The sequence below is a fragment of the Pseudomonas sp. PS01297 genome, from assembly GCF_029959305.1.
GTDB lineage: Bacteria > Pseudomonadota > Gammaproteobacteria > Pseudomonadales > Pseudomonadaceae > Aquipseudomonas > Aquipseudomonas helleri.
Window position 1 is genome coordinate 48,777 of record NZ_JASCPQ010000012.1, and the last position, 25,917, is coordinate 74,693.

At 49.0% G+C, this 25,917-nt stretch carries 26 protein-coding genes; 21 read left to right on the plus strand and 5 right to left on the minus strand.

Annotation, left to right across the window (positions count from 1 at the left end):
* Positions 1-123: 123 nt before the first annotated feature.
* The 17 genes from rpsA to QMX84_RS06485 all read left to right on the plus strand — a co-directional run bounded on the left by rpsA (position 124) and on the right by QMX84_RS06485 (position 17,720).
* On the plus strand, positions 124-1,818 hold the full coding sequence (rpsA, locus tag QMX84_RS06405) for a 30S ribosomal protein S1 (protein WP_019826775.1): 1,695 nt from the start codon (positions 124-126) through the stop codon (positions 1,816-1,818).
* Between the two features lie 364 nt (positions 1,819-2,182).
* Positions 2,183-2,479, plus strand: coding sequence for an integration host factor subunit beta (gene ihfB, locus QMX84_RS06410; protein ID WP_003447108.1), 297 nt, complete (start codon positions 2,183-2,185; stop codon positions 2,477-2,479).
* Between the two features lie 24 nt (positions 2,480-2,503).
* On the plus strand, positions 2,504-2,752 hold the full coding sequence (locus QMX84_RS06415; protein WP_123750438.1) for a LapA family protein: 249 nt from the start codon (positions 2,504-2,506) through the stop codon (positions 2,750-2,752).
* Positions 2,753-3,007: 255 nt separating this feature from the next.
* Entirely contained in the window at positions 3,008-4,282 is a 1,275-nt protein-coding gene (locus QMX84_RS06420; protein WP_282363414.1) for a Wzz/FepE/Etk N-terminal domain-containing protein, read from the plus strand.
* Between the two features lie 46 nt (positions 4,283-4,328).
* Positions 4,329-5,807, plus strand: coding sequence for an MBL fold metallo-hydrolase (locus QMX84_RS06425; protein ID WP_282363415.1), 1,479 nt, complete (start codon positions 4,329-4,331; stop codon positions 5,805-5,807).
* Between the two features lie 88 nt (positions 5,808-5,895).
* Positions 5,896-6,423: a transcription/translation regulatory transformer protein RfaH gene (gene rfaH, locus QMX84_RS06430; RefSeq protein WP_282363431.1), complete on the plus strand. Its 528-nt coding sequence runs from the start codon at positions 5,896-5,898 to the stop codon at positions 6,421-6,423.
* A 24-nt stretch (positions 6,424-6,447) separates the two neighbouring features.
* Complete coding sequence (locus tag QMX84_RS06435; RefSeq protein WP_282363416.1) at positions 6,448-6,582, plus strand: hypothetical protein; 135 nt, start codon at positions 6,448-6,450, stop codon at positions 6,580-6,582.
* Entirely contained in the window at positions 6,579-7,472 is an 894-nt protein-coding gene (gene rfbA, locus QMX84_RS06440) for a glucose-1-phosphate thymidylyltransferase RfbA (RefSeq protein ID WP_282363417.1), read from the plus strand. Before QMX84_RS06435 ends, rfbA begins: the two co-directional genes overlap by 4 nt.
* On the plus strand, positions 7,469-8,026 hold the full coding sequence (gene rfbC / locus QMX84_RS06445; protein ID WP_282363418.1) for a dTDP-4-dehydrorhamnose 3,5-epimerase: 558 nt from the start codon (positions 7,469-7,471) through the stop codon (positions 8,024-8,026). Before rfbA ends, rfbC begins: the two co-directional genes overlap by 4 nt.
* Positions 8,027-8,094: 68 nt before the next feature.
* Positions 8,095-9,321, plus strand: a complete 1,227-nt coding sequence (locus QMX84_RS06450) for a hypothetical protein (RefSeq protein WP_282363419.1) — start codon at positions 8,095-8,097, stop codon at positions 9,319-9,321.
* Position 9,322: 1 nt separating this feature from the next.
* Positions 9,323-10,558, plus strand: a complete 1,236-nt coding sequence (locus QMX84_RS06455) for an oligosaccharide flippase family protein (RefSeq protein WP_282363420.1) — start codon at positions 9,323-9,325, stop codon at positions 10,556-10,558.
* A complete protein-coding gene (locus QMX84_RS06460; protein ID WP_282363421.1) occupies positions 10,552-11,346 on the plus strand; it encodes a glycosyltransferase family A protein in 795 nt (264 codons plus the stop codon). Before QMX84_RS06455 ends, QMX84_RS06460 begins: the two co-directional genes overlap by 7 nt.
* A gap of 1 nt (position 11,347) precedes the next feature.
* Positions 11,348-12,436, plus strand: coding sequence for a glycosyltransferase (locus QMX84_RS06465; protein WP_282363422.1), 1,089 nt, complete (start codon positions 11,348-11,350; stop codon positions 12,434-12,436).
* 68 nt (positions 12,437-12,504) lie between these two features.
* On the plus strand, positions 12,505-13,620 hold the full coding sequence (locus tag QMX84_RS06470; protein ID WP_282363423.1) for a glycosyltransferase family 4 protein: 1,116 nt from the start codon (positions 12,505-12,507) through the stop codon (positions 13,618-13,620).
* Positions 13,617-14,576: an NAD-dependent epimerase/dehydratase family protein gene (locus QMX84_RS06475; RefSeq protein ID WP_282363424.1), complete on the plus strand. Its 960-nt coding sequence runs from the start codon at positions 13,617-13,619 to the stop codon at positions 14,574-14,576. Before QMX84_RS06470 ends, QMX84_RS06475 begins: the two co-directional genes overlap by 4 nt.
* Positions 14,577-14,621: 45 nt before the next feature.
* The gene (locus tag QMX84_RS06480; RefSeq protein ID WP_262123929.1) at positions 14,622-15,638 is read left to right on the plus strand and encodes a glycosyltransferase family 4 protein; all 1,017 of its coding nucleotides are present in this window, start codon (positions 14,622-14,624) and stop codon (positions 15,636-15,638) included.
* Positions 15,639-15,725: 87 nt separating this feature from the next.
* Entirely contained in the window at positions 15,726-17,720 is a 1,995-nt protein-coding gene (locus QMX84_RS06485) for a nucleoside-diphosphate sugar epimerase/dehydratase (protein WP_262123931.1), read from the plus strand.
* A gap of 106 nt (positions 17,721-17,826) precedes the next feature.
* Here QMX84_RS06485 and QMX84_RS06490 read toward each other — a convergent pair whose 3' ends face one another.
* Positions 17,827-18,957, minus strand: coding sequence for an acyltransferase (locus tag QMX84_RS06490; protein ID WP_282363425.1), 1,131 nt, complete (start codon positions 18,955-18,957; stop codon positions 17,827-17,829).
* Positions 18,958-19,377: 420 nt separating this feature from the next.
* Between QMX84_RS06490 and QMX84_RS06495 the strand changes: the two genes are divergently transcribed.
* A complete protein-coding gene (locus tag QMX84_RS06495; protein ID WP_282363426.1) occupies positions 19,378-19,707 on the plus strand; it encodes a helix-hairpin-helix domain-containing protein in 330 nt (109 codons plus the stop codon).
* 60 nt (positions 19,708-19,767) lie between these two features.
* On the opposite strand, the gene QMX84_RS06500 is transcribed toward QMX84_RS06495, so the two are convergent.
* Together QMX84_RS06500 and QMX84_RS06505 are read right to left on the minus strand one after the other, a co-directional pair.
* Positions 19,768-20,325 carry a TetR/AcrR family transcriptional regulator gene (locus tag QMX84_RS06500; RefSeq protein WP_282363428.1) on the minus strand — a complete coding sequence of 186 codons (558 nt, stop codon included), beginning with the start codon at positions 20,323-20,325 and terminating at the stop codon, positions 19,768-19,770.
* 134 nt (positions 20,326-20,459) lie between these two features.
* Complete coding sequence (locus QMX84_RS06505) at positions 20,460-20,627, minus strand: DUF2897 family protein (protein WP_082148642.1); 168 nt, start codon at positions 20,625-20,627, stop codon at positions 20,460-20,462.
* A gap of 231 nt (positions 20,628-20,858) precedes the next feature.
* Here QMX84_RS06505 and pyrF point away from each other — a divergent pair, with 231 nt between their 5' ends.
* Positions 20,859-21,557 carry an orotidine-5'-phosphate decarboxylase gene (gene pyrF, locus QMX84_RS06510; protein WP_162208464.1) on the plus strand — a complete coding sequence of 233 codons (699 nt, stop codon included), beginning with the start codon at positions 20,859-20,861 and terminating at the stop codon, positions 21,555-21,557.
* 46 nt (positions 21,558-21,603) lie between these two features.
* Here the strand turns inward: pyrF and QMX84_RS06515 are convergent, their stop codons facing one another.
* Positions 21,604-22,608, minus strand: coding sequence for an NADP-dependent oxidoreductase (locus tag QMX84_RS06515; protein WP_282363429.1), 1,005 nt, complete (start codon positions 22,606-22,608; stop codon positions 21,604-21,606).
* Positions 22,609-22,800: 192 nt separating this feature from the next.
* Here QMX84_RS06515 and QMX84_RS06520 point away from each other — a divergent pair, with 192 nt between their 5' ends.
* Positions 22,801-23,562: an SDR family oxidoreductase gene (locus QMX84_RS06520; protein WP_123750453.1), complete on the plus strand. Its 762-nt coding sequence runs from the start codon at positions 22,801-22,803 to the stop codon at positions 23,560-23,562.
* 65 nt (positions 23,563-23,627) lie between these two features.
* Here the strand turns inward: QMX84_RS06520 and QMX84_RS06525 are convergent, their stop codons facing one another.
* Complete coding sequence (locus QMX84_RS06525; RefSeq protein WP_048368489.1) at positions 23,628-24,818, minus strand: benzoate/H(+) symporter BenE family transporter; 1,191 nt, start codon at positions 24,816-24,818, stop codon at positions 23,628-23,630.
* Between the two features lie 258 nt (positions 24,819-25,076).
* Here QMX84_RS06525 and QMX84_RS06530 point away from each other — a divergent pair, with 258 nt between their 5' ends.
* Positions 25,077-25,829: a GntR family transcriptional regulator gene (locus QMX84_RS06530; protein WP_153335981.1), complete on the plus strand. Its 753-nt coding sequence runs from the start codon at positions 25,077-25,079 to the stop codon at positions 25,827-25,829.
* Positions 25,830-25,917 lie beyond the last annotated feature (88 nt).

Below are 25,917 nucleotides of genomic sequence, written 5' to 3' on the forward strand. Positions count from 1 at the left end.
CCAAGAACGCGTGCAGGAGACCAGAAATAGTCCTGCATGCCTTCTTTTATATGAACGTAACCCACATTGTCTGGAATGTGGCAGATGGGCGTATTCCTTCGCCCTTGATCAACAGGAATTAAAATGAGCGAAAGCTTTGCAGAACTGTTTGAAGAAAGCCTAAAAACCCTGAATCTTCAGGCTGGCTCGATCATCACCGCTATCATCGTTGATATCGATTACCAAGCTGGTTGGGTTACCGTTCACGCTGGTTTGAAGTCTGAAGGCCTCATCCCGCTGGAGCAGTTCCACAACGACGCTGGCGAACTGAACATCAACATCGGTGATGAAGTTCACGTTGCGCTGGACGCGGTCGAAGACGGCTTTGGCGAAACCAAGCTGTCCCGTGAAAAAGCCAAGCGCGCTGAATGCTGGATCGTTCTGGAAGCAGCCTTCGCAGCTGAAGAAGTGGTCAAGGGCGTTATCAACGGTAAGGTTAAAGGCGGCTTCACTGTCGACGTTAACGGCATCCGTGCGTTCCTGCCAGGTTCTCTGGTTGACGTTCGTCCAGTGCGCGACACCACGCACCTGGAAGGCAAAGAGCTGGAATTCAAGGTCATCAAGCTTGACCAGAAGCGCAACAACGTTGTTGTTTCGCGTCGCAGCGTACTTGAAGCAGAGAACTCGGCTGAGCGTGAAGCTCTGCTGGAATCCCTGCAAGAAGGTCAGCAAGTTAAAGGTATCGTCAAAAACCTCACCGACTACGGCGCATTCGTCGACTTGGGTGGCGTTGATGGCCTGCTGCACATCACTGACATGGCCTGGAAGCGCATCAAGCATCCTTCCGAAATCGTCAACGTTGGCGACGAGATCGATGTCAAGGTTCTGAAGTACGATCGCGAACGCAATCGTGTTTCCCTGGGCCTGAAGCAACTGGGCGAAGATCCATGGGTTGCTATCAAAGCCCGTTACCCAGAAAGCACTCGCGTTACCGCTCGTGTAACCAACCTGACCGACTACGGCTGCTTCGCTGAGCTGGAAGAAGGCGTTGAAGGTCTGGTACACGTTTCTGAAATGGACTGGACCAACAAAAATATCCACCCTTCGAAAGTCGTACAAGTCGGCGACGAAGTGGAAGTTATGGTTCTGGACATCGACGAAGAGCGTCGTCGTATCTCCCTGGGCATCAAGCAGTGCAAATCTAACCCATGGGAAGATTTCTCTGGCCAGTTCAACAAGGGCGATAAAATCTCCGGCACCATCAAGTCGATCACCGATTTCGGTATCTTCATTGGTCTGGACGGCGGCATCGACGGCCTGGTTCACCTGTCCGACATCTCCTGGAACGAAGTGGGCGAAGAAGCTGTACGTCGTTTCAAGAAGGGCGACGAGCTTGACACCGTTATCCTGTCTGTTGATCCAGAGCGTGAGCGTATCTCCCTGGGTATCAAGCAGCTGGAAAGCGATCCGTTCTCCGAGTACGTACAAGAGAACGACAAAGGCGCAATCGTTAAGGGCATCGTGAAAGAAGTTGACGCTAAAGGCGCCATCATCACTCTGGCCAACGATATCGAAGCAACTCTGAAAGCCTCCGAAATCAGCCGTGACCGCATCGAAGACGCGCGTAACGTTCTGAAAGAAGGCGAAGAAGTAGAAGCCAAGATCATCAGCGTTGATCGCAAGAGCCGCGTAATCCAACTGTCCATCAAGTCGAAAGACGTTGAAGACGAGAAGGAAGCAATCCAGAGCCTGCGCGACAAGCCAGCTACCTCTGAGATCGCTGCTGGTCCGACCACTCTGGGCGACCTGCTGCGTGCACAAATGGAAAAACAGAACTAAGTTCTGATTGGCCATAGAAAAAGGGCGACTTAGGTCGCCCTTTTTTGTGCCTGCGATTTGAGTATTGTTTTCTTAGGCATAAAGCATACAGAGCCAGTACGACGCGATTCTGGAGGTTTTTGTGGTGCTCGGCTCCTGTATACGGTATCTGTCTCAATTACCGGTCAGGAGCTCTCTGCGCGCATGTTGGGCAGGTTGATGGTGCGCTGCATCTGAAGTGATGGTTGACAGGTATGACAGGCATACCTGAGCAAATGCGCAGAGGTCTGCAAAGATAAGTCAAGATCTGGGCTGTTCAAATTCGATTGATCATGCTAAAACCTTTGGAGCGCTGATCTAGCTGCTTGAAAAAGAAGGGAAAAATATGACGAAGTCGGAGTTGATCGAACGAATTGTCACCCATCAAGGGCTACTCTCATCCAAAGATGTAGAGCTGGCTATCAAGACCATGCTTGAACAAATGTCACAGTGCCTGGCGACCGGAGATCGAATTGAAATCCGTGGCTTTGGTAGTTTTTCGCTGCATTACCGTGCACCACGGGTCGGCCGTAACCCAAAGACCGGCCAGTCTGTAAGTCTCGACGGTAAATTTGTTCCTCATTTCAAGCCGGGCAAAGAGCTACGGGATCGAGTGAACGAAGATGAGGAAGACGATATTTAATCCTTAAGGACATGGGAGTTACAGATGAGTAGCGTTAAGCGTGCAGTTCTGGTGGCTTTTGCGCTGGTAGTTATTTTCGGGACGATGATTTTCATTCTCGAAAACCAGCAGCCCACGTCTTTGGTTTTTCTAGGGTGGCGTACACCTGAGCTGCCAGCTTCACTGTTTTTTATCGGCGCATTGCTGCTCGGCATGCTGATTGGGCCTGCAATGGGCTTTATTGCATACAAGCGAAAGGCTGCCAGATTGAAGCGCAGCGTGTTGCAGCCTTAAAAACAAAGAGCTTGATGCATCGGGGCAAGGAGCGCCTCCTTGGTTGGTAGTAGTCGCTTTTCATAGGAAAAATCCTACAGAAAGTCAGGCTTCGTATTCTATGTACGCCTTGGTAATGCATGCAGAATACGGCCAATCCTCGATTGCCAGCTATTTCCCTGCTTATTCAGGTGCTCTGATTTACACACCTGCTGTCCAGCAATGAATATCCCTGCAACCGAGCCCGCCATGTTTCATTGAAAGCAGGCTTTGTTGGTGAGCAATACTTCCTCTGTTTCCAGTGCCGTCTCAAGGCATAACATCGATATTTTTGGCATTTACAAACTGATTTGGCAGGGCAGGCGTCTGATTCTGCTACTGGGCACACTCTTTGGTTTGTCTGCTTATACCTATACCAGGCTCGTCACATCTGAGTATCAGGTTGCCAGCGTGCTTCGTCCGGTTGCGCTTAATGCGCTGGATGCACTTAATCGTTCAGGTGTATACACACTTCCTCCCGATGAGGCACTGACAAGAGTGGGCTCAGCTCTTGAGTCATATGGAGTGCGCTTAGGTTTTTTTAAAGCGAATCAGGCACTGTTCAGTTATTTGCAGCGGCCAGGCGTTACGCTTGAGCAGAGCTTTGAGTCTTTCAATAGAGCTTCGTTGAAGGTGATCACGCCTTCTATCAGCAAGGACGGGTCGAGAAATGCTCTTATTCGCCTGGAGCTGAACTATCCCGAAGGCGTTGACGGTGCACAAATTCTCAATGGCTTCGTTGAATATGCAATTGAAGTGGAGCGTAAACGGATCGAAGCTGACCTAAAAATCATCATCGAGAACCGTCTTGTGGAGCTTGAGGGCAGCATCGACGCGGCTCGCGCTGAATATGACGTGAGCAAGCAAGCCCGCATTGCAACATTGCTGGAGGCCGATGGCGTGCAGCGTTCGCAATTGCAGGACGAACTTGTCGCGCTGCGTAAGCAGCTCAAGGTTGGGCGAAGGGATCGAATTGCTCAATTAAAGGAGGCCATCGATATTGCTCAATCGCTGGGGATTCAAAAGCCAACGACGCCTTCGGGTTTGGCTGAGAGTTCTCGCGCGGGTGAAGGGCCTACCATGTACACCGAGATCAATAATCAGCAGATCCCACTTTATTTTATGGGGGTCGAGATCCTCGAAGCGGAACGCTCTGCATTGTTGAAGCGTAACAGTGATGACTTCACTGAGGTGCGTATCGCTCACATCGCGCGTGAAATGTGGATGCTACAAAATAATCGTGAAGTTGAAGTGCTTGAACAGCGTGAAAATGAAGAGGTTTTCCTGAATGGGGTACAGCCCTTTCGAGCTGAAATTTCACGCTTGGGTAAGGCTGGCAATCTTGATTTCAGTGGTATTCAGTTAGTGGCAATTGACCGTAAAGCACTGGAACCTCTGAGTCCTATCAAACCCAGGAAAATCTTGTTTGTAGTTCTGGGTGTGGCTTTTGGTTGTGCGGCAGGGGCCTTGATTGTGTTGATGCGAGATTCGTTGGCTGCGCGCAGATTCTAAAGCTCGTATGTCGAATGCCCCTAGGTCTGACTGGCGAGAGCAGTACATGGCATATCCGATTGTAAAACATCATGGTGCCATCAACGGCGTCACAGGCTCGTGTCATCAATTACAGATGACAAACCAGAGCAGTATTCTGATCGACTGCGGGCTTTTTCAAGGCAGTGACGAACGTATCGCTTTAGACAGGAACCCACGGTACCCGCAAATCGACTTTTCGCTTGAAGGCATAAAGGCCTTGGTCATCACCCATATCCATGCCGACCATGTGGGGCGTCTTCCTCATTTGCTGGCTGCAGGATTCAAGGGGCCGATCCTGTGCAGTGAGCCATCAGCCAAATTGCTGCCATTGATACTTGAAGATGCATTCAAGCTTGAGGTGAGCCGTGAGCCGAAGATCATCGAGCGATATTTACAGCGTGTGCACCAACAAGTGATTGCGCTGCCTTTTGGCCATTGGTTCAACATCGAGCAAACAGATAACCTGCGCGCTCAAATCAGGCTGCAGAGAGCAGGTCACATACTGGGATCAGCCTATGTGGAGTGCGATCTTGATTATCCTCAGGCAGCGTTGACGCGACGCATCGTCTTTTCGGGTGATTTGGGGGCTCCGCATTCGCCATTTTTGCCCGCGCCTGTGTCGCCCGAGAGAGCAGATGTGTTAATTCTTGAGAGCACATACGGCGACCGTTTACGCGAAAATCGTCTGAACCGCCAAGAACGCCTGGAAATCGCTATCGACAGGGCTTTGGCTGATCATGGAACGTTATTGATACCGGCATTCAGCATGGGCCGTACTCAAGAGCTACTCTACGAAATCGAAGATATCCTGCATCGCAAGGCGTTGCTTGGGCCGGCGCAAGCTGTATGTGATGACGATCAATTTCTTCCCATCACATGGCCACAAGTACCGGTTATTCTTGATTCCCCGTTAGCAAGTCGTCTAACCAAGGTCTATCGTGAGTTGCACGATTATTGGAATGAAGAGGCGCAAGTGCGTCTGGGGCATGGACGCAAACCTTTGCATTTTGAGCAATTGATCACTATCGACAGCCATGCCCGGCACTTGCAGACCGTTAACTATCTGGCCAGCACGGGGCGTCCGGCAATCGTCATCGCCGGAGGAGGGATGTGTTCCAGCGGTCGCATAGTCAATTACCTGAAAAGGATGTTGGCTGACCAACGGCATAATGTGCTTTTTACGGGGTATCAGGCGAAGGGAACACCTGGGGCGGCTATACAAAAATACGCTCCGTCAGGCGGTTTTGTTGAATTGGAAGGTGAGCGCTGTATGATCCATGCTGGCGTCAGCACATTGGGTGGATATTCCGCCCATGCCGACCAGCAAGACTTGCTCAACTTTGTTTCAGGCATGACTGAATGGCCTGAAGAGATACGTTTGGTACACGGTGATGAGCCGGCAAAGAAAGCATTGGCAAGGGAACTGTTGAGCCTGTATCGCGCTCAAAACAGAGTTGTCGATGTCCTTGTCCCGACAGGCGCTGAGCCGCTTGCGCGAAGCTGATTGCAGTCATGATAAGAACCCAGTGGCTTACCATGCGCAGATGCAGAGCAAAATGGTAAACACGGATGAACCCATTAATGAAGTCCCCATGCAAATAACAAACACCCCAGTACCGCCTGATCCCAGCACGCCGAAATCTGATGACTGGTACCTGGTGCAATGCAAGCCCAAACAAGACGAACGTGCAGAGGAAAATCTCCAGCGCCAAGGCTACGAATGCTCACGCCCGGTTTGCCGACGTGAAAAGTTGCTACGTGGTCAGCTGAGCTGCGTTAAAGAATCTTTGTTCCCTGGCTATCTGTTTATCAACATGCCGGAAGGCGCCAACTGGGCACCCCTACGCTCAACCCGTGGAGTCGCGCGGGTTGTTGCATTTGGCGGGCGACCATTGGCCGTCAGTCACGAGTTGATCCTTCAACTACAATCACGTGCAAATACGCACGTCATCTCCAAATTTAATGCTGGCGACAAAGTCACCATCCTTGACCAAGGCTTCGCGGGTATTGAGTCCATATTCATGTCTATGGACGGCGAGGAGCGGGTCATTCTGCTCATCAACCTGATGAACCGTCAGCAGCAAATCAGTTTGCCTGTCACGAGTATTTCCACTCGGTAGGCAAATCAGGGCTGGAGCTTAGCCATGACCAAGGAAAACCGTTCTCAGGAAATTAACGATAAATCCTGGGGCGGTAGCGTGCTTGAAGGCAGGACTTTTCCTGTGCCTGAGGGGGCCGGAAGAGTACGCAGAAAAATTAAGGAAGTACTCGCTACATGACCAACCTCCAACGTAAAGGCATCATCCTCGCTGGCGGTGCAGGTACACGTTTGTATCCCTTGACACTTGGGGTGTCCAAACAAATGTTGCCCATTTATGACAAGCCCATGATTTTCTATCCGCTGTCTGTCCTCATGCTGGCGGGTATCCGTGAAATATTGATTATTACAACCCCTGAAGACGTGCTTTGTTTCAGAAAACTGCTGGGGGATGGCAGCCAATACGGCATTGAGTTGAGTTATGAACAACAGCCTATGCCAGGAGGGTTGGCGCAAGCCTTCATCATTGGGGAAACGTTTATTGGTAATCATCCTGTCTGCATGATTCTTGGTGACAATATTTTTTATGGGCACTACTTCTCAGAAAATCTGAAAGCAGCGACGTCAAAACCTTCTGGGGCCACAATATTTGGGTATCACGTTTCTGACCCTGAACGCTTTGGTGTGGTTGAATTCGATAACGCTGGACGAGTCGTCAGCATTGAGGAAAAGCCAGAGAAACCGAAGTCTAACTATGTCGTGGCGGGTCTGTATTTCTATGATAACCAAGTTGTGGATATTGCCAAGAAAATCAAACCCTCATCACGCGGTGAACTCGAAATCACCGATATCAACAGTTTTTATTTAGAACAGGGTAGTTTAACAGTTGAAATATTGGGGCGCGGCTTCGCATGGTTAGATACGGGTACCCATGAATCGTTGTTGGATGCGAGTTGTTTTGTTCGAACCATTGAGCAGCGGCAGGGTTTAAAAGTGGCATGCCTTGAAGAAATTGCTTTCAATTTTGGTTGGATTGACTCCGAGCAGTTGGCACGACAGGCTGTGAAGTTTCAAAAAACCGGTTATGGGCAATACCTCCTGCGTTTGCTCACGGAAAAGCGTGATACATGAAATTTACGACGACATCTATTACAGGGTTAGTGGTTATTGAGCCTGATATTTTCAGGGATGACCGTGGCTGGTTTTTGGAAATATTTAATCTACAGGGTTTTAAGTCTGGTTTACTGGCACTCGGTTTAAATAGTCCTGACTATTTTGTCCAGGATAATGTGTCTAGCTCGAAAAAGGGTGTGGTAAGAGGATTGCATTATCAGCACGAGCCCTATGCCCAAGGCAAACTCGTGAGCGTTCTTCATGGAGCAGTCTTTGATGTGGCAGTCGATCTGCGGCCTGACTCAATAAGTTACGGCGAATGGTTTGCACTGGAATTGAGTGCTGTAAATAAAAAGATGGTATGGATACCTGCAGGGTTTGCCCATGGGTTTTTATCTTTGGAAGAAGACACGTGCGTCAGTTATAAAGTTGACAAATATTACAATAAGGATTCGGAGCGGAGTGTGGTGTGGGACGACGCTAATCTGGGTATTCAATGGCCAACCTTGGCTGAATATTATTTGAGTGACAAAGACAAATCTGCACCGGCTTTTGTAAAACTCCCCGTATAAGAAATCTTCTGGAGTCTGGGCACGCTGGGTATTAAGTGTTTTGTGTGTTTTGATTCGGAGAGGCAAAGTTGAAGAGTGATAAAGTTTCGGTATTTGTGATTTTATTAGCGTGCCTGTTGGTCGTGTTGGGGGATGTACGATTTGTCATTGGTTCGGCCGGTTATTGGGTTGCTTGGTGTGCGGTGATATTTGCAGGGTTCTTGTGTTCATCGCGTCAGTTTGGTCGAACGATCAGTGCTGAATTATTTGTATACATGACAGGTTTTTTTCTGATTCTAGTGTCGTTTTTCCTGAGCGGTATCATCAATCAGGATGAATATACAATTTATCAGGGCGTGAAAGTGTTTTTTATCGCATTGGCATTTTGTTGTATTTATATCAATGCCCGTGATTTAGCCGGAGCGGATATCTATAAAATAAGTCTGATCTGTATTGCTATTGGCTTGTTTATGTTCTTGATATCTAAATTTTACCTGCGCGAGTTCTATGTGGAGTTGGGAGATGGGCGTCAAGGCAGCCAATTTGCCTATCCAGGGGTCCTTTGGAAAACTCCCGTATTTTTTGTCGGTTTTGTGTTTGCTGGAATGATTTTCGGGGCAGGGAATAAAATGCTTTCTCTGCTGGCCATGCTAGGCGGTTTGTTCTTGTTGAAGTCTGACTCAAGTCGAACCGGATTTTTGATTCTTGCGGTGATAGCGCTGTTATTTGTTGTGCTCTGCGCATACTTGAAACCTAAAGCGGCCGTTCTGTGCTCATTGGTGCTAGGCGTGTGTGGCATAGGCTTGTTGATACTGTACAGTGGTGGGTTCGTGTTTTTCAGCAATGCTGAAGAACCGCTGGTGTTAAACAGGCTTGCTGCAGGAGATCCAATAAGAACAAAAATGCTGTCAGACGGGATTTTACATGTTCAGGAATGTTTTCCGTTCGGATGCGGATTCGGTACAGCCACTACGCTGGTCGATGGTGAAAACATGGTTGTGCATAATGCTTATCTCTCTTCGTTAGGTGATATTGGAGTATTGGGGTTCATAGGGATGGCGATACTCATGTTCTCTCCCGTATTTTTCTTCCTTGGGAAATTAATTACCTATCGATTACAAGGTGTCACGTCGGTTGCAAATCTTGCGTATTCGATTGCAGCCTTTGGTGGAGTATTGGGTTATGCCTTTTTAATGATGCTTCATCCCTTCAGTTCAGAGCTCTCTGAGTGGGGGATATGGGCGTTGATGGTCTCTCTGTTATCTACCTTTTCTGGACGCATGCTGGCGACTGATGATACCCAGGTAGAGGCATAACATGATTTTGCAGTTAAAAAATGTAAGCTTGTTGTTTGTAGCTCAGTTGGTCAGCTATCTGATTCCCATTCTAGAAATCCCTATCTTAGCTAGGGCGCTCGGGGTGGATGAGTATGGGCATATCTTGCTGATACAAACAACAGCATTGTTATGCTCTCTTGTCGTGGAATATGGCTATTCGTTGAGCGGTGCTCGGCAAGTTGCATTGTGCGGCGGTGATAAAAAATTATTGTCCAATATTTATAATGAGATCACCTCGGCAAAAGTGATTTTGACCACCGGCATGGTGATCGCCTCAGTCCTTGTTATTTTTGTTACTAACGCCGATGTCAAACCGCAAGCGGCAGTGTGGGGATATCTGTATTTCTTCGCATTTGGGTTCAGCAGTATTTGGTTGTTTCAGGGTTTGGAAAAAATAACATTCCCCGTTATTTTTGAAGTCTGTTTGAGATTTGTTGGGTTGCTGGTACTGTTTATTTTTATCTCTCAGCCTGAAGATGCAATCCAAGCGCTTATGATCATGTCGTCATTTGCATTGCTTAACACGGTGGTTGGTTTTTACCTGGTGTATAAGGTAGTCGGCGGTTATTCGTTTAAATTTAGAGGCGGCCTGGCCCAGATAAAAGATGGTTTTCACAGTTTCTTATACAAGAGTTCAAACAATATTATGATGAGTGCCGGTCCTGCGTTGGTCGGCGTTATGTGTGGGCAGGCTGCAGTGGCAAAGTTTGCCCCAGCTGAAAAAATAATCAAAGCGTCAGTGGGGCTGGTGGGGCCTATATTGATTGGCTTGTATCCTTATTTGAGCCGAAAATTGTTGCAATCCACAACGCTCAATTTGAAATTTTCCAGTTTTATTGTGGCAGGTCTATTTTTTTCCGGCGTGATAGGCGCAGCCATAATCTATGTGTTGGGGGATTATTTAATTCGTTTGATGCTGGGTCCAGGCTTTGAAGAAGCGATTGTTATATTACGAATTTTTGTATTTATCATTCCATTCAGAATGATGAATCAGGCGATGGGGCTGACAATATTTATGCCTCTCGGCAAAGATCGGATTTTAAGCTTTCTGTTGATGTTCTTCTCTGTCTTTTCTTTGATCTTGGCGGCATTATTGTCCTATACGTTTGAGTTGAAAGGTATTGTTTACGGATTTGTAGTGTCGGAAATTGTTTTTTCAATATCGTTAGCAGTGTTTGCGATCAATATCAAACGGGTAGAGAGTTGCGCATGTTGACAGTTGTTACGGCTACTTATAACAGAGCTCACACACTTCCACGATTGTTTGACAGTTTGCTCCAGCAAACCCGCTTGGACTTTGAATGGGTGGTGGTAGATGACGGCAGCACTGACGAAACCGAGAGTCTGCTAAAGGATTTTCAGGCGCAAGCTACGTTTCCCATGAGAGTGATCAAGCAGAAAAATGCGGGTAAACATGTTGCGATCAATTCAGGGGTTCATGCCAGCAGCGGTGCGTGGGTCTATTTTGTTGATAGCGATGATGCCCTAACGGTGGATGCAGTCGAGGTATTCACGGCTGCAGCAACGAGCGATAGGGATAAAACAACAGTTGGCTATTGTTACAGGAAACAAGCTTTTTCAGGAAACATTGTAGGTCGTCTCCCCGACGGATCAGCTGAAGACCTGACGGTGATGAATCCCACCGCGGCTGGAAATTATTACGCAGGTGATCTGGCTTATATATTCAAACGTATGGCATTAATAAAACATCCGTTTCCAGTGTTTGCGGGGGAGAAGTTTGTCCCAGAGTTGTTGATTTGGAACAGAGTTTCAGATGAGGGAATTATTAAGTTTTTTGGTAATAAGGTTCTCTATTTGTGTGAGTATTTGGAAGACGGTTACTCCGCTAATTTTTCAAGCATGTTACGCCGTAACCCACTCGGGTTTGGTGTGTATTACAAGCATCAAATACTGCGTGAAAAAAGTGCTGTCAGAAAAACAAAATGTCTTATCAGGTATGTCCAATGTCTAGTTTTCAGCATGACCAAAGAGCGCGTTTCTTAAAATGAAAATACTTTACCTAATCACTGGGCTTGGCGTCGGTGGTGCTGAGCGCCAAGTGCTCGATCTGGCCGATAGATTCTACGAGCAAGGGCATACTGTTAAAATCTGCTACTTGACTGGGCCTGTGTTGCTGCGACCCAAACACGAAGAGATCGAGTTGATCGGATTAGAGTTGGAGAAGACAATCTCTGGTTTTATAAAGGGCGCGTTGAAACTTCGGTCAGTTATCAGGGCATATGACCCCGATGTGGTTCATGCTCATATGGTTCATGCAAACCTACTGTCACGTGTTGTTAGATTGGTTTGCCCAATAAAGAAATTGATCAATACTGCCCATAACACGAATGAGGGCGGAAAACTTCGGATGTTGGCATACCGTCTCACCCACTCGCTAACCGATGCCATGACCAATGTGACATTGGAAGCAGTAAAGGTATTTGAACAAAAAAAAGCCGCCCCTCCAGGTGGGATTTTTGAAGTTTCAAATGGTATTGATACGACGCTCTATAGACCCGATAAGGTATCAGGGCAGCGATTAAGAGACGTTAACGGTATCGCTGATGAAGATAAGTTAATAGTAGCTGTTGGGAGGCTTGAGGCTGCAAAAGATTATGAAAATTTAATCAACGCTTTTGCGCAGTTATCTGAGGACTTTACTGATACCAAGCTATGGATTGTAGGTGAAGGAAGTGAAAGACAGAAATTAACTGATCTCGTGATTCAGTTGAATTTATCGCACAAAATAGCGTTCCTCGGTGTCCGATCAGATGTAGCGAACATTTATAATGCTGCCGATCTGTACGTACTGTCGTCTGCGTGGGAAGGCTTTGGTTTAGTCGTTGCCGAAGCCATGGCGTCAGAGCGCGTTGTTGTTGTAACGGATTGCGGAGGTGTTAAGGAGGTTGTGGGTGAGTGTGGTTATTTAGTCCCCGCTCAAAATTCATTAGCACTTAAGAATGCCATTACTAATGCTTTGAATATTTCACATTTCGAAGCTGAAAATATGGGGCGCTTAGCACGAAAACGAATCGTTGATAACTATTCGATCGACAAAATTATTGGTGTTTGGTTGGATATATACAGGGCGTGATTATATAGTCCGCTAGCATTGACCCGTGTTTAGTCATTGAAGAGCAGGATTTTTTAAAAGGTGGTCGATTGAAAATAGTATATGTAATTACGCGCTCAGATGTATTGGGTGGCGCTAGCGTACACTTGCTTGACTTGGCGGCAGGGGCTCAAGCGAAAGGTCATGATGTCGTTATTGGTGTCGGGGCAGAATCGGAGACCGGTGTTTTATTTGATCGAGCTGCATCCTTGGGGCTTAAGTGCCATGGCCTGCGAAATCTTTTAAGGGAAATAAGTGTTGTAAAAGACCTTCTTTGTTTTTTTGAGTTGCGTAAATTTTTTAAGTTGACCAAACCTGATGTTGTTCATGTTCACTCGTCAAAAGCAGGTGTTATCGGCAGGTTAGCAGCTAAAAGTCTTTCCATTCCCGTCGTTTTTACAGCACACGGATGGGCATTTACTGAAGGTGTATCCGTAAAGAGGCAAGCGTTCTATCGATGGATCGAAACTCAACTTTCTAAAATTTCTAATAAAATAATAACTGTCTCTGAATATGATCGACAGTTAGCTCTCTCTCAGAATGTTGCAACTGAGGAAATGCTAATCACGATACACAATGGTGTCCCTGAAATCACTCCAGCGACGACTAAACGCTCTGACGACGCCACTGTAAATATCATTATGGTTGCTCGTTTTGAAAAGCCTAAAAATCAGACAGCTGTTCTACAAGCCTTAGCGGATATTGAGATCAAAAACTGGCACTTGGAATTAGTAGGCGACGGTCCTGAGCTCGCTAAATGTGTATTGCTTGCTGAACAATTAAATATTGCAAAGAAAGTTACATTTTCAGGTGCGTGCTCGGATGTTGCTGTGCGCCTGGGCAACTCAGATATATTTGTTTTGATTTCTGATTGGGAAGGCCTTCCGCTGACTATTCTGGAAGCCATGCGATCAAACTTGCCAGTTATAGCTTCAGACGTAGGTGGGGTAGCAGAGTCTATTGACGACGACGTCACAGGCATACTGGTTCCCCGTGATTTTACGGTGGCTTTACGAAATGCATTCGTACGATTGTTACAGTCTCAAGGAGAGAGAGAATCGATGGGTTATAAAGCGCGCGAGAAATTTGAGCAAGAATTCACGTTTGATTTAATGTTGCGTAAGACCCTTGATGTTTATCAGTTAGTGTTAGAAGAAAGAACATGAAAATACTAGTTACGGGTGCAACTGGTTTCATAGGAGTGTCTTTGTGCAAGGCACTGATATCTCTACCTGATGTTAGTGTTGTTGGCTCAGGCCGAAGTTCAATGGAGCTCGTGGCTACGAATTTTGTATTTTTCAAGGTAACCGATACTTCTACTGCTGGAGAGTGGCGCAATATTCTTGAAGGCGTCGATGTTGTCATTCATTTAGCTGCCCGCGCACATGTTTTATCTGAAATCAGTAGCGATCCTTTGGTCGAGTTTCGAAAGGTTAATGTTGAAGGGACATTAATGTTGGCTGAACAAGCGATTAATGCTGGCGTTAAAAGATTTATTTTTCTTAGCTCCATTGGTGTTAATGGTAGTTGCACTTTAGAACAAGCTTTTGATGAATCTAGCTTGCCTGCTCCGCAGGCGATGTATGCTGTATCAAAGTGGGAAGCTGAGCAAGGGCTAGAAAGTCTTTGTGCGAACAAATCAATGGATTTGGTGATCATAAGACCTCCCTTGGTTTATGGCGCCAATGCACCGGGTAATTTTAAACGTTTATTGAAATTAGTTTCGTCGGGTATGCCATTGCCACTGGCGGGATTAAAAAACACACGGACGATGGTCGCGTTAGAAAACCTGGTAGATTTTATCAAAACCTGTGTGACTCATCCCTTGGCTGCCAATGAGATATTTTTAGCATCGGATGCACAGTCAGTGTCTACCCCGCAAATAATTAAAGCGTTGGCATCGGGTATGCAAACTCGTTCGCCATTATTTGCAGTACCTGATGTGTTTTTGCTTGGTGGCGCTAAGATGCTGGGTAAATATTCCGTTTATCAGCAACTGTGCGGCTCCCTGGAAATAGATTCAAAAAAATCAAGAACCTTGCTGTCATGGGTTCCACCTGTCGATGTCAAAGATGCTTTGGAAAAAGCAGGCCGTGACTTCAGAAAAAACCAAATGCCTTAATGGTCACTCCATAGTGCAATCTTTTATTTATTCGTGAGTTTTCATATGGCTCTGTGGTTGTTTTTACCTTTAGTGTGCATTTTTTGCCTGTTCCTCACCGCTTGTCTTAGAAAATATGCTTTGGCGAGCAACCTGATGGATGTGCCGAATGCACGTAGTTCTCATTCTATCCCCACTCCACGGGGCGGAGGAGTGGCCATTGTCGTTGTGTTTTTATTGACCGCTCTCTGTCTGGCAGTCATCGGCGCCATCGACTGGCACTCGGCGTGGGTGTTCATTGTTTCTGGCGGCGGAGTTGCAATTTTAGGCTTCCTTGATGATCACGGGCACATAGCCGCTCGCTGGCGTTTGTTGGGGCACTTCTCAGCAGCTGTATTTGCTGTGTTTTTGTTAGGAGGACTTCCACCCATAGTTGCCTTTGGTTTCTCTCTAGATTTGATGTGGCTCGGTAGTCTGTTGGCAGTCCTGTATCTGGTCTGGATGCTTAATCTTTACAACTTTATGGATGGCATTGATGGTCTGGCCAGCATTGAGGCGATATGTGTTTGCTGTGGAGCTGCGCTTGCTGCGTGGTTGTCGGGTTTTCATGAATTGGTATGGGCTCCCTTGTTGTTGGCTGCAACAGTGATGGGCTTCTTGTACTGGAATTTCCCTCCGGCGCGCATTTTTATGGGAGATGCCGGCAGTGGTTTTTTAGGAATTACTCTTGGAATCCTTTCGTTGCAGGCCTCGTGGGCTAACTCAACTTTTCTCTACGTTTGGTTGATTCTCCTTGGCGTATTCATCGTCGATGCGACAGTGACGCTGTTGAGACGATTAGTACGGGGCGATAAAGTCTATGAAGCTCACAGAAGCCATGCCTACCAGTTTGCCTCCCGTCATTTTGGCTCACATCGAGTGGTTACTTTGACAGTTGCTGCTATAAATATTGGCTGGCTGTTGCCATGGGCGCTGGCTGTAGCTGTTTTGGGGGTGGATGGTCTTATCGCTTTGATTTTGGCCTATCTACCACTTGTTTTTTTGGCGTTGAAATTCAACGCCGGTGGTTTGGAAAAGCAGTAAAAATTTTGTAGTACGTAGGAATTTATAGAGTTAAGCATGTGTCACATTGATGTGCGATGCGATGTTAAATAAGAGGCCGAAAACACCATGGATATAATTCGATCATATTTACTCAATATGTCTCGACGGCAAAAGCGGGCGATTCAAGTAATTACTGACATTGCGCTCGTTTGGCTTGCCTTATGGTTGGCTTTCGTCGTCCGGTTGGGCATCGACGATATGATCAATCCGGTCACTGCCCATGTCTGGTTATTTGTTGCAGCACCTTTGGTAGCCATTCCTCTGTTCATCCGTTTTGGCATGTACCGAGCGGTGATGCGCTATTTCGGCAATGATGCTCTTATCGCGATCATCAAAGCGGTTAGCTTGTCTGCCCTGATTCTAGCGGTAGTGGTGTACTGGTACAGCAACCACGATAACGTTGTGCCACGTTCGATCATTTTCAACTATTGGTGGTTGAGCTTGATCATGCTTGGCGGATTACGCCTGGCTATGCGTCAATACTTTCTGGGGGACTGGTTCGCCGCCGCTCAACACGTTCCTTTTACCAGTCGTGATGATGGATTGCCGCGGGTTGCTATTTATGGTGCCGGTGCTGCGGGTAACCAATTGGTTGCCGCATTACGGATGGGCCGGCTTATGCGCCCTGTGGCTTTCATCGATGACGACGACAGTATTGCTGATCGAATCATTTCCGGGCTGCAGGTTTTCAAAGCCGAAAATATCCAGAAGATGATCGATCGAACCGGCGCTCAAGAACTTCTTTTGGCTATCCCTTCATCCTCGCGTGCACGTAGGCGCGAAATATTGGGTTTGCTGGAAGGTTTTCCGCTGCACGTGCGCAGCGTGCCTGGTTTTATGGATTTGGCCAGCGGCAGGGTTAAGGTTGACGACATCCAGGAAGTGGATATTGCTGATTTGCTAGGCCGTGATGCAGTTCCAGCACAAGCTGAATTGTTGGAGCACTGCATCCAGGGTAAATGCGTTTTGGTCACGGGAGCAGGAGGCTCCATCGGGTCTGAACTGTGTCGACAGATCCTGAGCCTGAAACCCACCACGCTGCTGTTATACGAGCATGGGGAGTTTAATCTTTACAGCATTCTTAGCGAACTGGAGCAGAGGGTTAATTGTGAGTCGTTGATGGTGCGTGTGTTGCCGATTTTGGGCTCAGTGCGCAACCCGCAAAAACTGCTGGATGTCATGAAGACCTGGCACGTTGACACTGTTTATCACGCCGCAGCGTATAAACATGTGCCTATGGTTGAGCACAATGTGGCTGAAGGTGTGCAGAACAATGTTATGGGAACGCTCTATACCGCCCAGGCAGCATTGCAATCGGGTGTTGCCAACTTTGTTTTGATTTCGACTGACAAGGCGGTGCGCCCGACCAATGTCATGGGTAGCACCAAGCGTCTGGCAGAAATGACTCTGCAGGCGTTGAGTCAGGAAATAGCCCCCGTCTTGTTTGGTGACTCGGCCAAAGTATCACGCGTGAACAAAACCCGATTCACCATGGTGCGTTTTGGCAATGTGCTGGGTTCATCAGGTTCAGTGATTCCTCTGTTTCATAAACAGATCAAGGCCGGTGGGCCACTGACCGTCACTCATCCCAAAATTACTCGTTATTTCATGACAATCCCTGAAGCTGCGCAACTGGTTATTCAGGCCGGCTCAATGGGGCAGGGGGGGGATGTTTTTGTCCTCGATATGGGGGAACCGGTACGCATTGTTGAACTGGCTGAAAAAATGATTCACCTTTCAGGTTTAAGTGTGCGCTCAGAAAAGAATGTACATGGTGATATTACCATCGAGTTCAGCGGCCTACGGCCTGGTGAAAAGCTTTATGAGGAGCTGCTTATTGGTGATAACGTTGCGGCTACACAGCACCCAATGATTATGCGTGCGAACGAAGATATGTTGACTTGGGATGAGCTGAAAGACCGATTGACACAATTGATGGATGCCGTTCGCCAAGATGACTATGTGTCAGTCAGGCAGATATTGAGCAATACCGTCAGTGGTTATTCGCCTGAGGGGGAAATTGTTGACTGGGTTCATCAGCAGCGTCGTACTGAAATATAGAGAGTTGAATTAATTACTCTGATTGCGTAACGTTAAATACCATAATAAAAGCCAGTCCTTGACTGGCTTTTTTTTGTCTTGAAATCAAGTTCTGGAATATAGGATGTCATGATGCAGGCGTTTTTATTTTCATATACCGTTTTTCTATATGGGTAAATGTAAGTGTTGAAATTATGGTTACGATTGGGATGGCAATCATGTTGATCGACCAAAAAGTGGTTTTGGAAATAGTGGATAAGTCCACAAATAATGTTGCGGTCTTAAATGTCAAATACAAGATGGGCAAATGCATAAGGTATATGCTGTAGCTAATATCGCTCAATCGGTTTAGGCACTGAGCATGAAGGAGTTTTGGGTTGCCCAATGTAATGCATAGAAAGAAGCAGGATGTTAGTACAAATCTTAATGCGCCGTACCCTTGCTCTACTTTGGTACCGCATGTGTAAATAAAAATGCCCAGCGCAAGAATGGATAGAATTCCGGCGTTTAACTTTGAGCATTGGATTTTTTTATGAAGAACAGCAGCTACAATTCCCGTCAAAAAGTATGACCAGCAAACGATAGCGCTGACACTCAGATCGATTGCTGTTAACACAACCGCCGTTGCCAGTATTAATTTGTTATATTTTGACCTGTAGGCCAGAGCGATCAGGGGTAAAACGGCATAAAATCGCCATTCATGCACTAATGTCCAGGTCACTGAGTTCAGCGGGGTTAAAGCGACCTCACCTATTTTGGAAGGACTGTCGAGAAAGTTGAACGTCAGCATGCTCGCAAGCGTAAGCAGCGTATTTTTATCGAAAATTTCGAAGTTTGAATAAAAGCAGGCAATCAATACAACTATGAACGATGAAAAGTAATAGAGCGGAGCAACTCTTCGTACTCGGCCTTCAAAGAAATTATCCCATTGCATTGTTGGTGTTTTTATAATTTTGTCGAAAAATAAAAAACCCGTAATACAGAAAAATATTTGAACGCCAAATGAACCTAGATTCACATATATCCAGCCCCATGTCGAAAATGTGCTATTTGTTATGCCCAAGCTTGTCAGAACAAAGGGGGCATGATTGATGAATACAAATACAGCCGCTAACCCTCTAAGGCCATTAATAAATTTGTAATCATGCTTTATTTCCGCTTTTTCGATTTTCTCTTTAAATAATGTCGAGAAAAGCAAGAATATTGCGACTATTGAAAGCGATATTGCCAGTGACTCGAGAGTGTATTCTGTATTCATTCGGTTGTGAGGGCCTGTCACTAGTGGTATGGCTTGTAGGTTAAGCCATGGCCACCTCGTTAATTATTTCAGGGTGGTACCCTGAAGATCTAGGTCTTCAGTTCCGATGGAACCTCATTAACCTGCGGGAAGAATAATCGATGGTTTGGCCCAAAGCTACCAGTCAAGACCTGTAATAATCGTGCTCTTCTCTGTGCAAGAAATTTCGGAGGGGGGGAAGGCTCTATTTTGGGTTGTGCGTAATAGCATCAATCTGTTTTTCGACTTTTTCTCCACATGTGAAGTATTAATTTTGGTTCTGTTGGTGGTAAGTACACACCCTGCAACTGACACATTTTTGACACCCTCCAACCATCGCCTAAGTTTGGAGTACAGCTCAGGAAAGCTGTTTCCACTTAACGATGTATTGGAGTGTCACTTATGCGTATTGCCTTGCTCTCTTCGATGTTTTTGGCTTTGATGGTCGGTGTTTCCAGCGTGACTCATGCTGCTCCTGTGGCCGAAACAGGTGCACCGATCGTGGCTGCGGCGGCTTCACCTGATGTTCAAGTGATGACAATCAACCTCAATACGGCAGATGAGGCGACACTTCAGCGCGAACTGTCCGGTGTTGGTGCCGCTAAGGCTAAAGCAATCGTTGCTTACCGTGAGGCAAACGGTGCTTTTGCTTCGGCCGATGAGTTGCTGGAAGTCAAAGGCATAGGCAAAGCCATTTTCGACAAGAACCGGGATCGGGTTGCCGTTAACTAAGTAAAGCGTGGGAATGTATAAGGCCAGTCAATGACTGGCCTTTTTTGTTTGCAGGCGCTTTTACTCGACTGATTGCTTCAGTGTTTTACGTGTTACATCCAGGATTTTTTCTCTTAACGCGCCACTTTCAACGCTTCGGGCAAGCACCAATGCGCCCACCAAGCTGGCGAATATCATGATGCTCTGATCTTCAGCGTCAGTGCCCGACAGCGTGCTTTCGATTTGTTTGAGCCTTGCGTTGATAACGCTGTCGGTCGTCGGGCTTGCGTGGCCTTGCTGTGCCATTTCTGCAGACATGGTTGGCAATGGGCAGCCTTCATGAGGCGAGGTCACGTGCCATTGCGAGAGGTATGTATCAATAAACGCATGCAGTGGCTGCGGCTGACTGAATATGTCGGCACACAGGCCATCGACTTCGCATGCTGCCTGTTGCAGGGCTTTTTCAACCAGTTCGTTTTTTGAGGCGAAGTGAGCGTAAAAGCCACCGTGGGTCAGGCCCAGGGATTTCATCAGGGGCTGCAGGCCGGTTGCTCCAATCCCGTCACGTCGAAACAGGCCAGCTGCTTCTTTGATAATGCGCTGATGCGTCAGGGCTTTGTGATCGGGTGAGTAACGCATGGCTGCTGCCTCTTTGTGCAATGACGCATCATAGCCCTGAGTTTCGAGACATTGCACAGACACTTCATGCATTTGTGTATAGGTTTTTGTCCTCAGGGCTCATTCTTGAACGAGCGCTGAGGACTGCCCACGTTTTACCGGTCCTTTGATTCTTTCGCGTCCATTTCGGCATTGCGTTCAGCAACGCGTTTGCGCTGCTCATCGGTCAGTTCCACTTTGTCGGCGGTGTCACGCAGGGTCATCAGACCGCCAACTATAGCGCCGATGACTACGATGAGTATTATCCAACCATACCAGGGCATTGTGTTCTCCTTGAAGGGCACGTAGCTGAGCAAAAAATTTGCGAAGCGTAGTGCTGTCTATCCCGTTAAGTGTGTGAGTTATCAGTGATTTCATTGTAGGCCGGTTATTTTTTCGTGCGCGTGTGATCACCTCAAGATGATTAAAGTTATGAAAATACGATCATCGGGTGCCGGTAGGCGGCGGCTTCCGCTACAATGCGCGCCGATTTCGACCAGCCTGAGAACCCGCTAATGTCCGACTGCCAGACTCCTATCATCGTCGCCCTGGATTACCCTACGCGTGACGCCGCACTGAAATTGGCTGATCAGTTGGACCCGAAACTGTGCCGCGTAAAAGTGGGTAAAGAGTTGTTCACCAGTTGCGCCGCTGAGATTGTGGGCACGTTGCGTGACAAAGGCTTTGAGGTCTTCCTGGACCTAAAATTCCATGACATTCCTAACACCACGGCGATGGCAGTGAAGGCCGCTGCCGAAATGGGCGTGTGGATGGTTAACGTTCACTGTTCGGGCGGTTTGCGCATGATGGCTGCCTGCCGTGAAGAGCTGGACAAGCGCACCGGGCCGCAACCGTTGTTGATCGGTGTCACGGTATTGACCAGCATGGAGCGTGAAGACCTCGCCGCGATCGGCCTGGACATCGAGCCACAAGAGCAAGTGCTGCGTTTGGCTGCCTTGGCACAGAAGGCCGGGATGGATGGGCTGGTGTGCTCGGCTCTGGAAGCGCAAGCGCTGAAGGCCGCACACCCGTCGCTGCAACTGGTAACGCCGGGGATTCGCCCTGCTGGCAGTGCTCAGGATGACCAGCGCCGCATTTTGACTCCGCGTCAGGCGTTGGATGCAGGCTCTGATTACCTGGTTATTGGTCGCCCGATCAGCCAAGCGGCTGATCCGGCCAAAGCACTGGCTGCCGTGGTTGCCGAAATAGCATAAGCTCGCCAGTGATGTTGCCGCAGCCCTGGCTGCGGCGATATGGGTTTTAAACCTTCAGCACCAACTTGCCGAAGTTCTCCCCGCTGAACAGCTTGAGCAAGTTTTCAGGGAAGGTCTCCAGTCCTTCAACAATGTGCTCCTTGCTTTTCAATTGGCCTTTGGTCAGCCAAACTGCCATTTCTTGTGCGGCCGCTGCGTAACGGTCTGCATAGTCCATCACTACAAACCCTTCCATACGCGCACGATTGACGAGCAGTGACAGATAGTTCGCTGGCCCTTTGACAGCTTCCTTGTTGTTGTACTGACTGATCGCGCCGCAGATGACTACGCGAGCCTTGAAACGCAAGCGACTGAGCACAGCGTCCAGAATATCGCCGCCCACGTTGTCGAAATATACGTCGACCCCTTTAGGGCATTCACGTTTCAGGCCCGCGAGAACGTCTTCGTTCTTGTAGTCAATCACGCCGTCAAAGCCCAGCTCATTAATCAGGTAGGCGCATTTGTCTTTCCCGCCTGCGATACCGACCACATGACAGCCCTTGAGCTTGGCGATTTGCCCGGCAATGCTGCCGACGGCGCCCGCAGCGCCAGAAATCACCACGGTATCTCCGGCTTTAGGTGCTCCCACGTCGAGCAACGCGAAGTAGGCGGTCATGCCGGTCATGCCCAGCGCTGACAAGTACACCGGCAAAGGCACCAGTTTGGGATCAACTTTGTAGAAACCGCGGGGTTCCCCAACAAAGTAGTCCTGTACGCCCAGCGCGCCGTTAACGTAATCACCGACGCTAAAGTCGGGATGATTCGAGGCAACGACTTTGCCGACGCCCAGAGCGCGCATCACGTCGCCGAGAGCCACCGGGGGAATGTAGGACTTGCCTTCATTCATCCAGCCGCGCATTGCGGGGTCGAGGGACAGGTATTCATTTTTAACCACGACTTGCCCGTCGCCGGGCTCAGCCACAGGCACCTGTTGATAGGTGAAAATGTCGCGGGTTACTGCGCCGACGGGGCGTTTGGCAAGAAGGAATTGGCGGTTAGTCTCGGCGGTCATCGTAGGCACTCATCATTAAGGCAAAGGAGGTTGATAGACGTTCTGGGCCGTGTCGGCAAGCGAACATGATCTTACGAATGCTTTTTCATCAATTGGGATGATGTTGGTAGGCGGACTTATATCACTTCGATAAATAAGTTGTTTGGGTGTGCCTACACTGAAAACAGATTTTCCCCTTTGAGGATAAGAATAATGAGCATGACGTTTTCCGGGCGAGTGGCTGTGGTGACCGGGGCCGGTGCCGGTATCGGGCGGGCCACGGCACTGGCCTTTGCGGCCGAGGGCTTGAAGGTCGTTGTGGCCGATCTGCATGCCGCGAGCGGGGAGGGCACTGTCGAGCTGATCAAGGCCGCCGGTGGCAGCGCAGCATTTGTACGTTGCAATGTCGCCCTCGAGGCGGACGTCAGGCATTTGATGGAGCAGATCCTCAGCACTTATGGCCGTCTGGATTACGCCTTCAACAATGCTGGCATCGAAATCGAGCACGGCCGCTTGGCGGACGGCACCGAGGATGAATTCGACGCAATCATGGGCGTGAACGTCAAAGGTGTGTGGTTGTGCATGAAATATCAGTTGCCTCTGATGCTCAGCCAGGGCGGTGGAGCGATCGTCAATACTGCGTCCGTGGCTGGCCTTGGCGCCGCGCCGAAGATGAGTATCTACTCGGCGTCAAAGCACGCAGTGATTGGTCTGACAAAGTCGGCAGCCATTGAATACGCAAAGAAAAAGATCCGCGTGAATGCGGTGTGCCCGGGCGTGATTGACACCGACATGTTCCGCCGCGCGTACGAGGCAGATCCGAGAAAGGCGGAGTTCGCTGCGGCGATGCACCCGGTCGGGCGAGTGGGCACGGTAGAGGAGGTAGCGAGTGCTGTGCTGTACCTGTGTTCGGACGGTGCAGCATTTACCACGGGTCATGCCTTGGCAATTGATGGCGGGGCTTTAGCGATTTAATGAAACCGTTGAAGGCTGCGATCTTTGGATGTTGAAAAAGATCGCAGCCCACGTTGAGCCATGACTCAGCGGGTTTTCCAGTTCAAAATCATCAGCGTCAACACGCCTGCTACGATGCCCCAGAACGCAGAGCCGACCGAGAACAGGCTCATGCCTGATGCGGTGACCATAAACGTCACCAGCGCAGCTTCTCGCTCTTTGGACTCCGTCATGGCAATAGTCAGGCCGTTGATGATCGAACCAAACAGTGCCAAGGCCGCAATCGACAGCACCAGTTCTTTAGGGAAGGCGGCAAACAAGGCGGCTAATGTGGCGCCAAATATGCCTGCAATGCCATAGAAAATCCCGCACCACATGGCCGCGGTGTAACGCTTTTTGGGGTCTTCATGGGCATGTGGCCCGGTGCAGATGGCCGCGCTGATGGCCGCCAGGTTGATCCCGTGTGAACCAAAAGGGGCGAGCAGCAGCGAGGCTACCCCCGTGGTGGTAATCAGCGGCGAAGCGGGCACGGTATAACCGTCGGCGCGTAACACGGCGATGCCCGGCATGTTCTGCGAGGTCATGGCGACCACAAACAGCGGGATGCCGATGCTGATGGTGGCTGCCAGCGAAAAGGAAGGCGTGGTCCACACCGGCACGGCCACTTCCAGGGCGAAACCATTGAAATCCAGCAGCCCGAGCAACCCCGAAATCACGATGCCAATCACCAGCGCGGCCAATACCGCGTAGCGCGGCGACAGGCGTTTGACGATCAGGTAGGTAAAAAACATGCCGATCACCAGGCCGGTCTGATGCTGCGCAGCGACAAATATCTCGCTACCGATCTTGAACAAGATACCGGCCAGCAATGCCGCAGCCAGGGACGCCGGAATGCGTTTGACCAGGCGCTCAAAACTCCCGGTTACCCCACAGATAATCACCAGCACGGCACATGTGATGTACGCACCGATGGCCTCGTGGTAACTGACGCCACCTAAACTTGTGATCAGCAAGGCCGCGCCGGGCGTTGACCAGGCGATGGTAATGGGGGTGCGATAACGCAGGGATAAGCCTATGCTGCAAATGGCCATACCAATGGACAGCGCCCAAATCCATGAAGAGATTTGTCCGCTGGTCAAACCTGCTGCCTGGCCTGCTTGAAACATCAGCACCAATGAGCTGGTATAGCCGGTCATCATTGCAATGAAACCCGCGACCACCGCAGAAGGTGAGGTGTCGGCCAACGGGTGCAAGCGTGGCTGAGTGGCGTCGGTCATAAAACGCAATTCCTTGTACTGGGCAGAGTGCTCTGCAAAAGCTGTTCTTGATAAGACAGTGAACAGTGCGCAAGCCTAAACGCAAAAGTAACATTTCATTGCAATACAGCCGGGATATCAAACGGCCATACAGTCGTGCATACACTCGGGCTTGTGTACAATGCGGCCAGTTTTCTTGCATTAATTCATTGTCAGCGAGGCCCGTTTACGTATAAACGTAACGCTCAATTTGCCGCCGCTTTTCCCATTCGAGTGCCCATGAACGAACAGTTGCAGCCTCTCAAGAAACCCGCCCGCGCCGGCAAGGCCGGTCGCAGCGGAACCCAGGACGATATTGTCTACGCGCATATCTTCGAGGCCATTCTCGAACAGCGTCTGGCGCCGGGCACAAAGTTGAGCGAAGAGGCGCTGGGCGAAATCTTTGGCGTAAGTCGGACCATTATCCGCCGCGCACTCTCGCGTCTGGCCCATGAAGGGGTTGTATTGCTGCGCCCCAATCGTGGCGCAGTGGTAGCTAGCCCGAGTGTTGAAGAAGCGCGCCAAGTCTTTCTTGCTCGCCGTCTGGTGGAAAAAGCCATTACGGAATTGGCCGTGGTTCATGCTACGGCGGATGATCTGGCTGAGTTGCGCAAAATGGTCCAGGACGAGCGCGACAGTTTCTCGCGGGGCGATCGTGGTGCAGGCATTCGGTTGTCGGGCGAGTTTCACTTGAAGCTGGCTGAAGCCGCCAAGAACGCGCCGCTGATTAGCTTTCAGCGCAGCCTGGTGTCGCAAACGTCGTTGATTATTGCCCAGTACGAAAGCGGCAACCGCTCACACTGCTCCTACGACGAGCACATGCAACTGATCGATGCCATCGAAGCCCGTGACGGTGCACTGGCAGTGGACCTGATGATGCATCACATGGACCACATCGACAGCAAGCTCAACCTCGACGAAGAAGGCGCCTCGGACGATTTGCATGCGGTGTTCTCGCACCTGCTGCAAACCAAAGGCAAAAGCCATCGTTAACCTGTAGTCGCTGACGAGGCACGAGGCTGCGATGGGTTGCGAAGCGGCCCCATAAGGCGGTCCTGCGGCCCGCATCGCAGCCTCGTCC

Bases quoted from the DNA above. Each gene is read 5' to 3' on its own strand.
- rpsA (WP_019826775.1), top strand. From the start codon at position 124: ATGAGCGAAAGCTTTGCAGAACTGTTTGAAGAAAGCCTAAAAACCCTG.
- ihfB (WP_003447108.1), top strand. From the start codon at position 2,183: ATGACGAAGTCGGAGTTGATCGAACGAATTGTCACCCATCAAGGGCTA.
- QMX84_RS06415 (WP_123750438.1), top strand. From the start codon at position 2,504: ATGAGTAGCGTTAAGCGTGCAGTTCTGGTGGCTTTTGCGCTGGTAGTT.
- QMX84_RS06425 (WP_282363415.1), top strand. From the start codon at position 4,329: ATGGCATATCCGATTGTAAAACATCATGGTGCCATCAACGGCGTCACA.
- rfaH (WP_282363431.1), top strand. From the start codon at position 5,896: ATGCAAATAACAAACACCCCAGTACCGCCTGATCCCAGCACGCCGAAA.
- QMX84_RS06435 (WP_282363416.1), top strand. From the start codon at position 6,448: ATGACCAAGGAAAACCGTTCTCAGGAAATTAACGATAAATCCTGGGGC.
- rfbA (WP_282363417.1), top strand. From the start codon at position 6,579: ATGACCAACCTCCAACGTAAAGGCATCATCCTCGCTGGCGGTGCAGGT.
- rfbC (WP_282363418.1), top strand. From the start codon at position 7,469: ATGAAATTTACGACGACATCTATTACAGGGTTAGTGGTTATTGAGCCT.
- QMX84_RS06455 (WP_282363420.1), top strand. From the start codon at position 9,323: ATGATTTTGCAGTTAAAAAATGTAAGCTTGTTGTTTGTAGCTCAGTTG.
- QMX84_RS06460 (WP_282363421.1), top strand. From the start codon at position 10,552: ATGTTGACAGTTGTTACGGCTACTTATAACAGAGCTCACACACTTCCA.
- QMX84_RS06465 (WP_282363422.1), top strand. From the start codon at position 11,348: ATGAAAATACTTTACCTAATCACTGGGCTTGGCGTCGGTGGTGCTGAG.
- QMX84_RS06475 (WP_282363424.1), top strand. From the start codon at position 13,617: ATGAAAATACTAGTTACGGGTGCAACTGGTTTCATAGGAGTGTCTTTG.
- QMX84_RS06480 (WP_262123929.1), top strand. From the start codon at position 14,622: ATGGCTCTGTGGTTGTTTTTACCTTTAGTGTGCATTTTTTGCCTGTTC.
- QMX84_RS06485 (WP_262123931.1), top strand. From the start codon at position 15,726: ATGGATATAATTCGATCATATTTACTCAATATGTCTCGACGGCAAAAG.
- QMX84_RS06490 (WP_282363425.1), bottom strand. From the start codon at position 18,957: ATGAATACAGAATACACTCTCGAGTCACTGGCAATATCGCTTTCAATA.
- QMX84_RS06495 (WP_282363426.1), top strand. From the start codon at position 19,378: ATGCGTATTGCCTTGCTCTCTTCGATGTTTTTGGCTTTGATGGTCGGT.
- QMX84_RS06500 (WP_282363428.1), bottom strand. From the start codon at position 20,325: ATGCGTTACTCACCCGATCACAAAGCCCTGACGCATCAGCGCATTATC.
- QMX84_RS06505 (WP_082148642.1), bottom strand. From the start codon at position 20,627: ATGCCCTGGTATGGTTGGATAATACTCATCGTAGTCATCGGCGCTATA.
- pyrF (WP_162208464.1), top strand. From the start codon at position 20,859: ATGTCCGACTGCCAGACTCCTATCATCGTCGCCCTGGATTACCCTACG.
- QMX84_RS06515 (WP_282363429.1), bottom strand. From the start codon at position 22,608: ATGACCGCCGAGACTAACCGCCAATTCCTTCTTGCCAAACGCCCCGTC.
- QMX84_RS06520 (WP_123750453.1), top strand. From the start codon at position 22,801: ATGAGCATGACGTTTTCCGGGCGAGTGGCTGTGGTGACCGGGGCCGGT.
- QMX84_RS06525 (WP_048368489.1), bottom strand. From the start codon at position 24,818: ATGACCGACGCCACTCAGCCACGCTTGCACCCGTTGGCCGACACCTCA.
- QMX84_RS06530 (WP_153335981.1), top strand. From the start codon at position 25,077: ATGAACGAACAGTTGCAGCCTCTCAAGAAACCCGCCCGCGCCGGCAAG.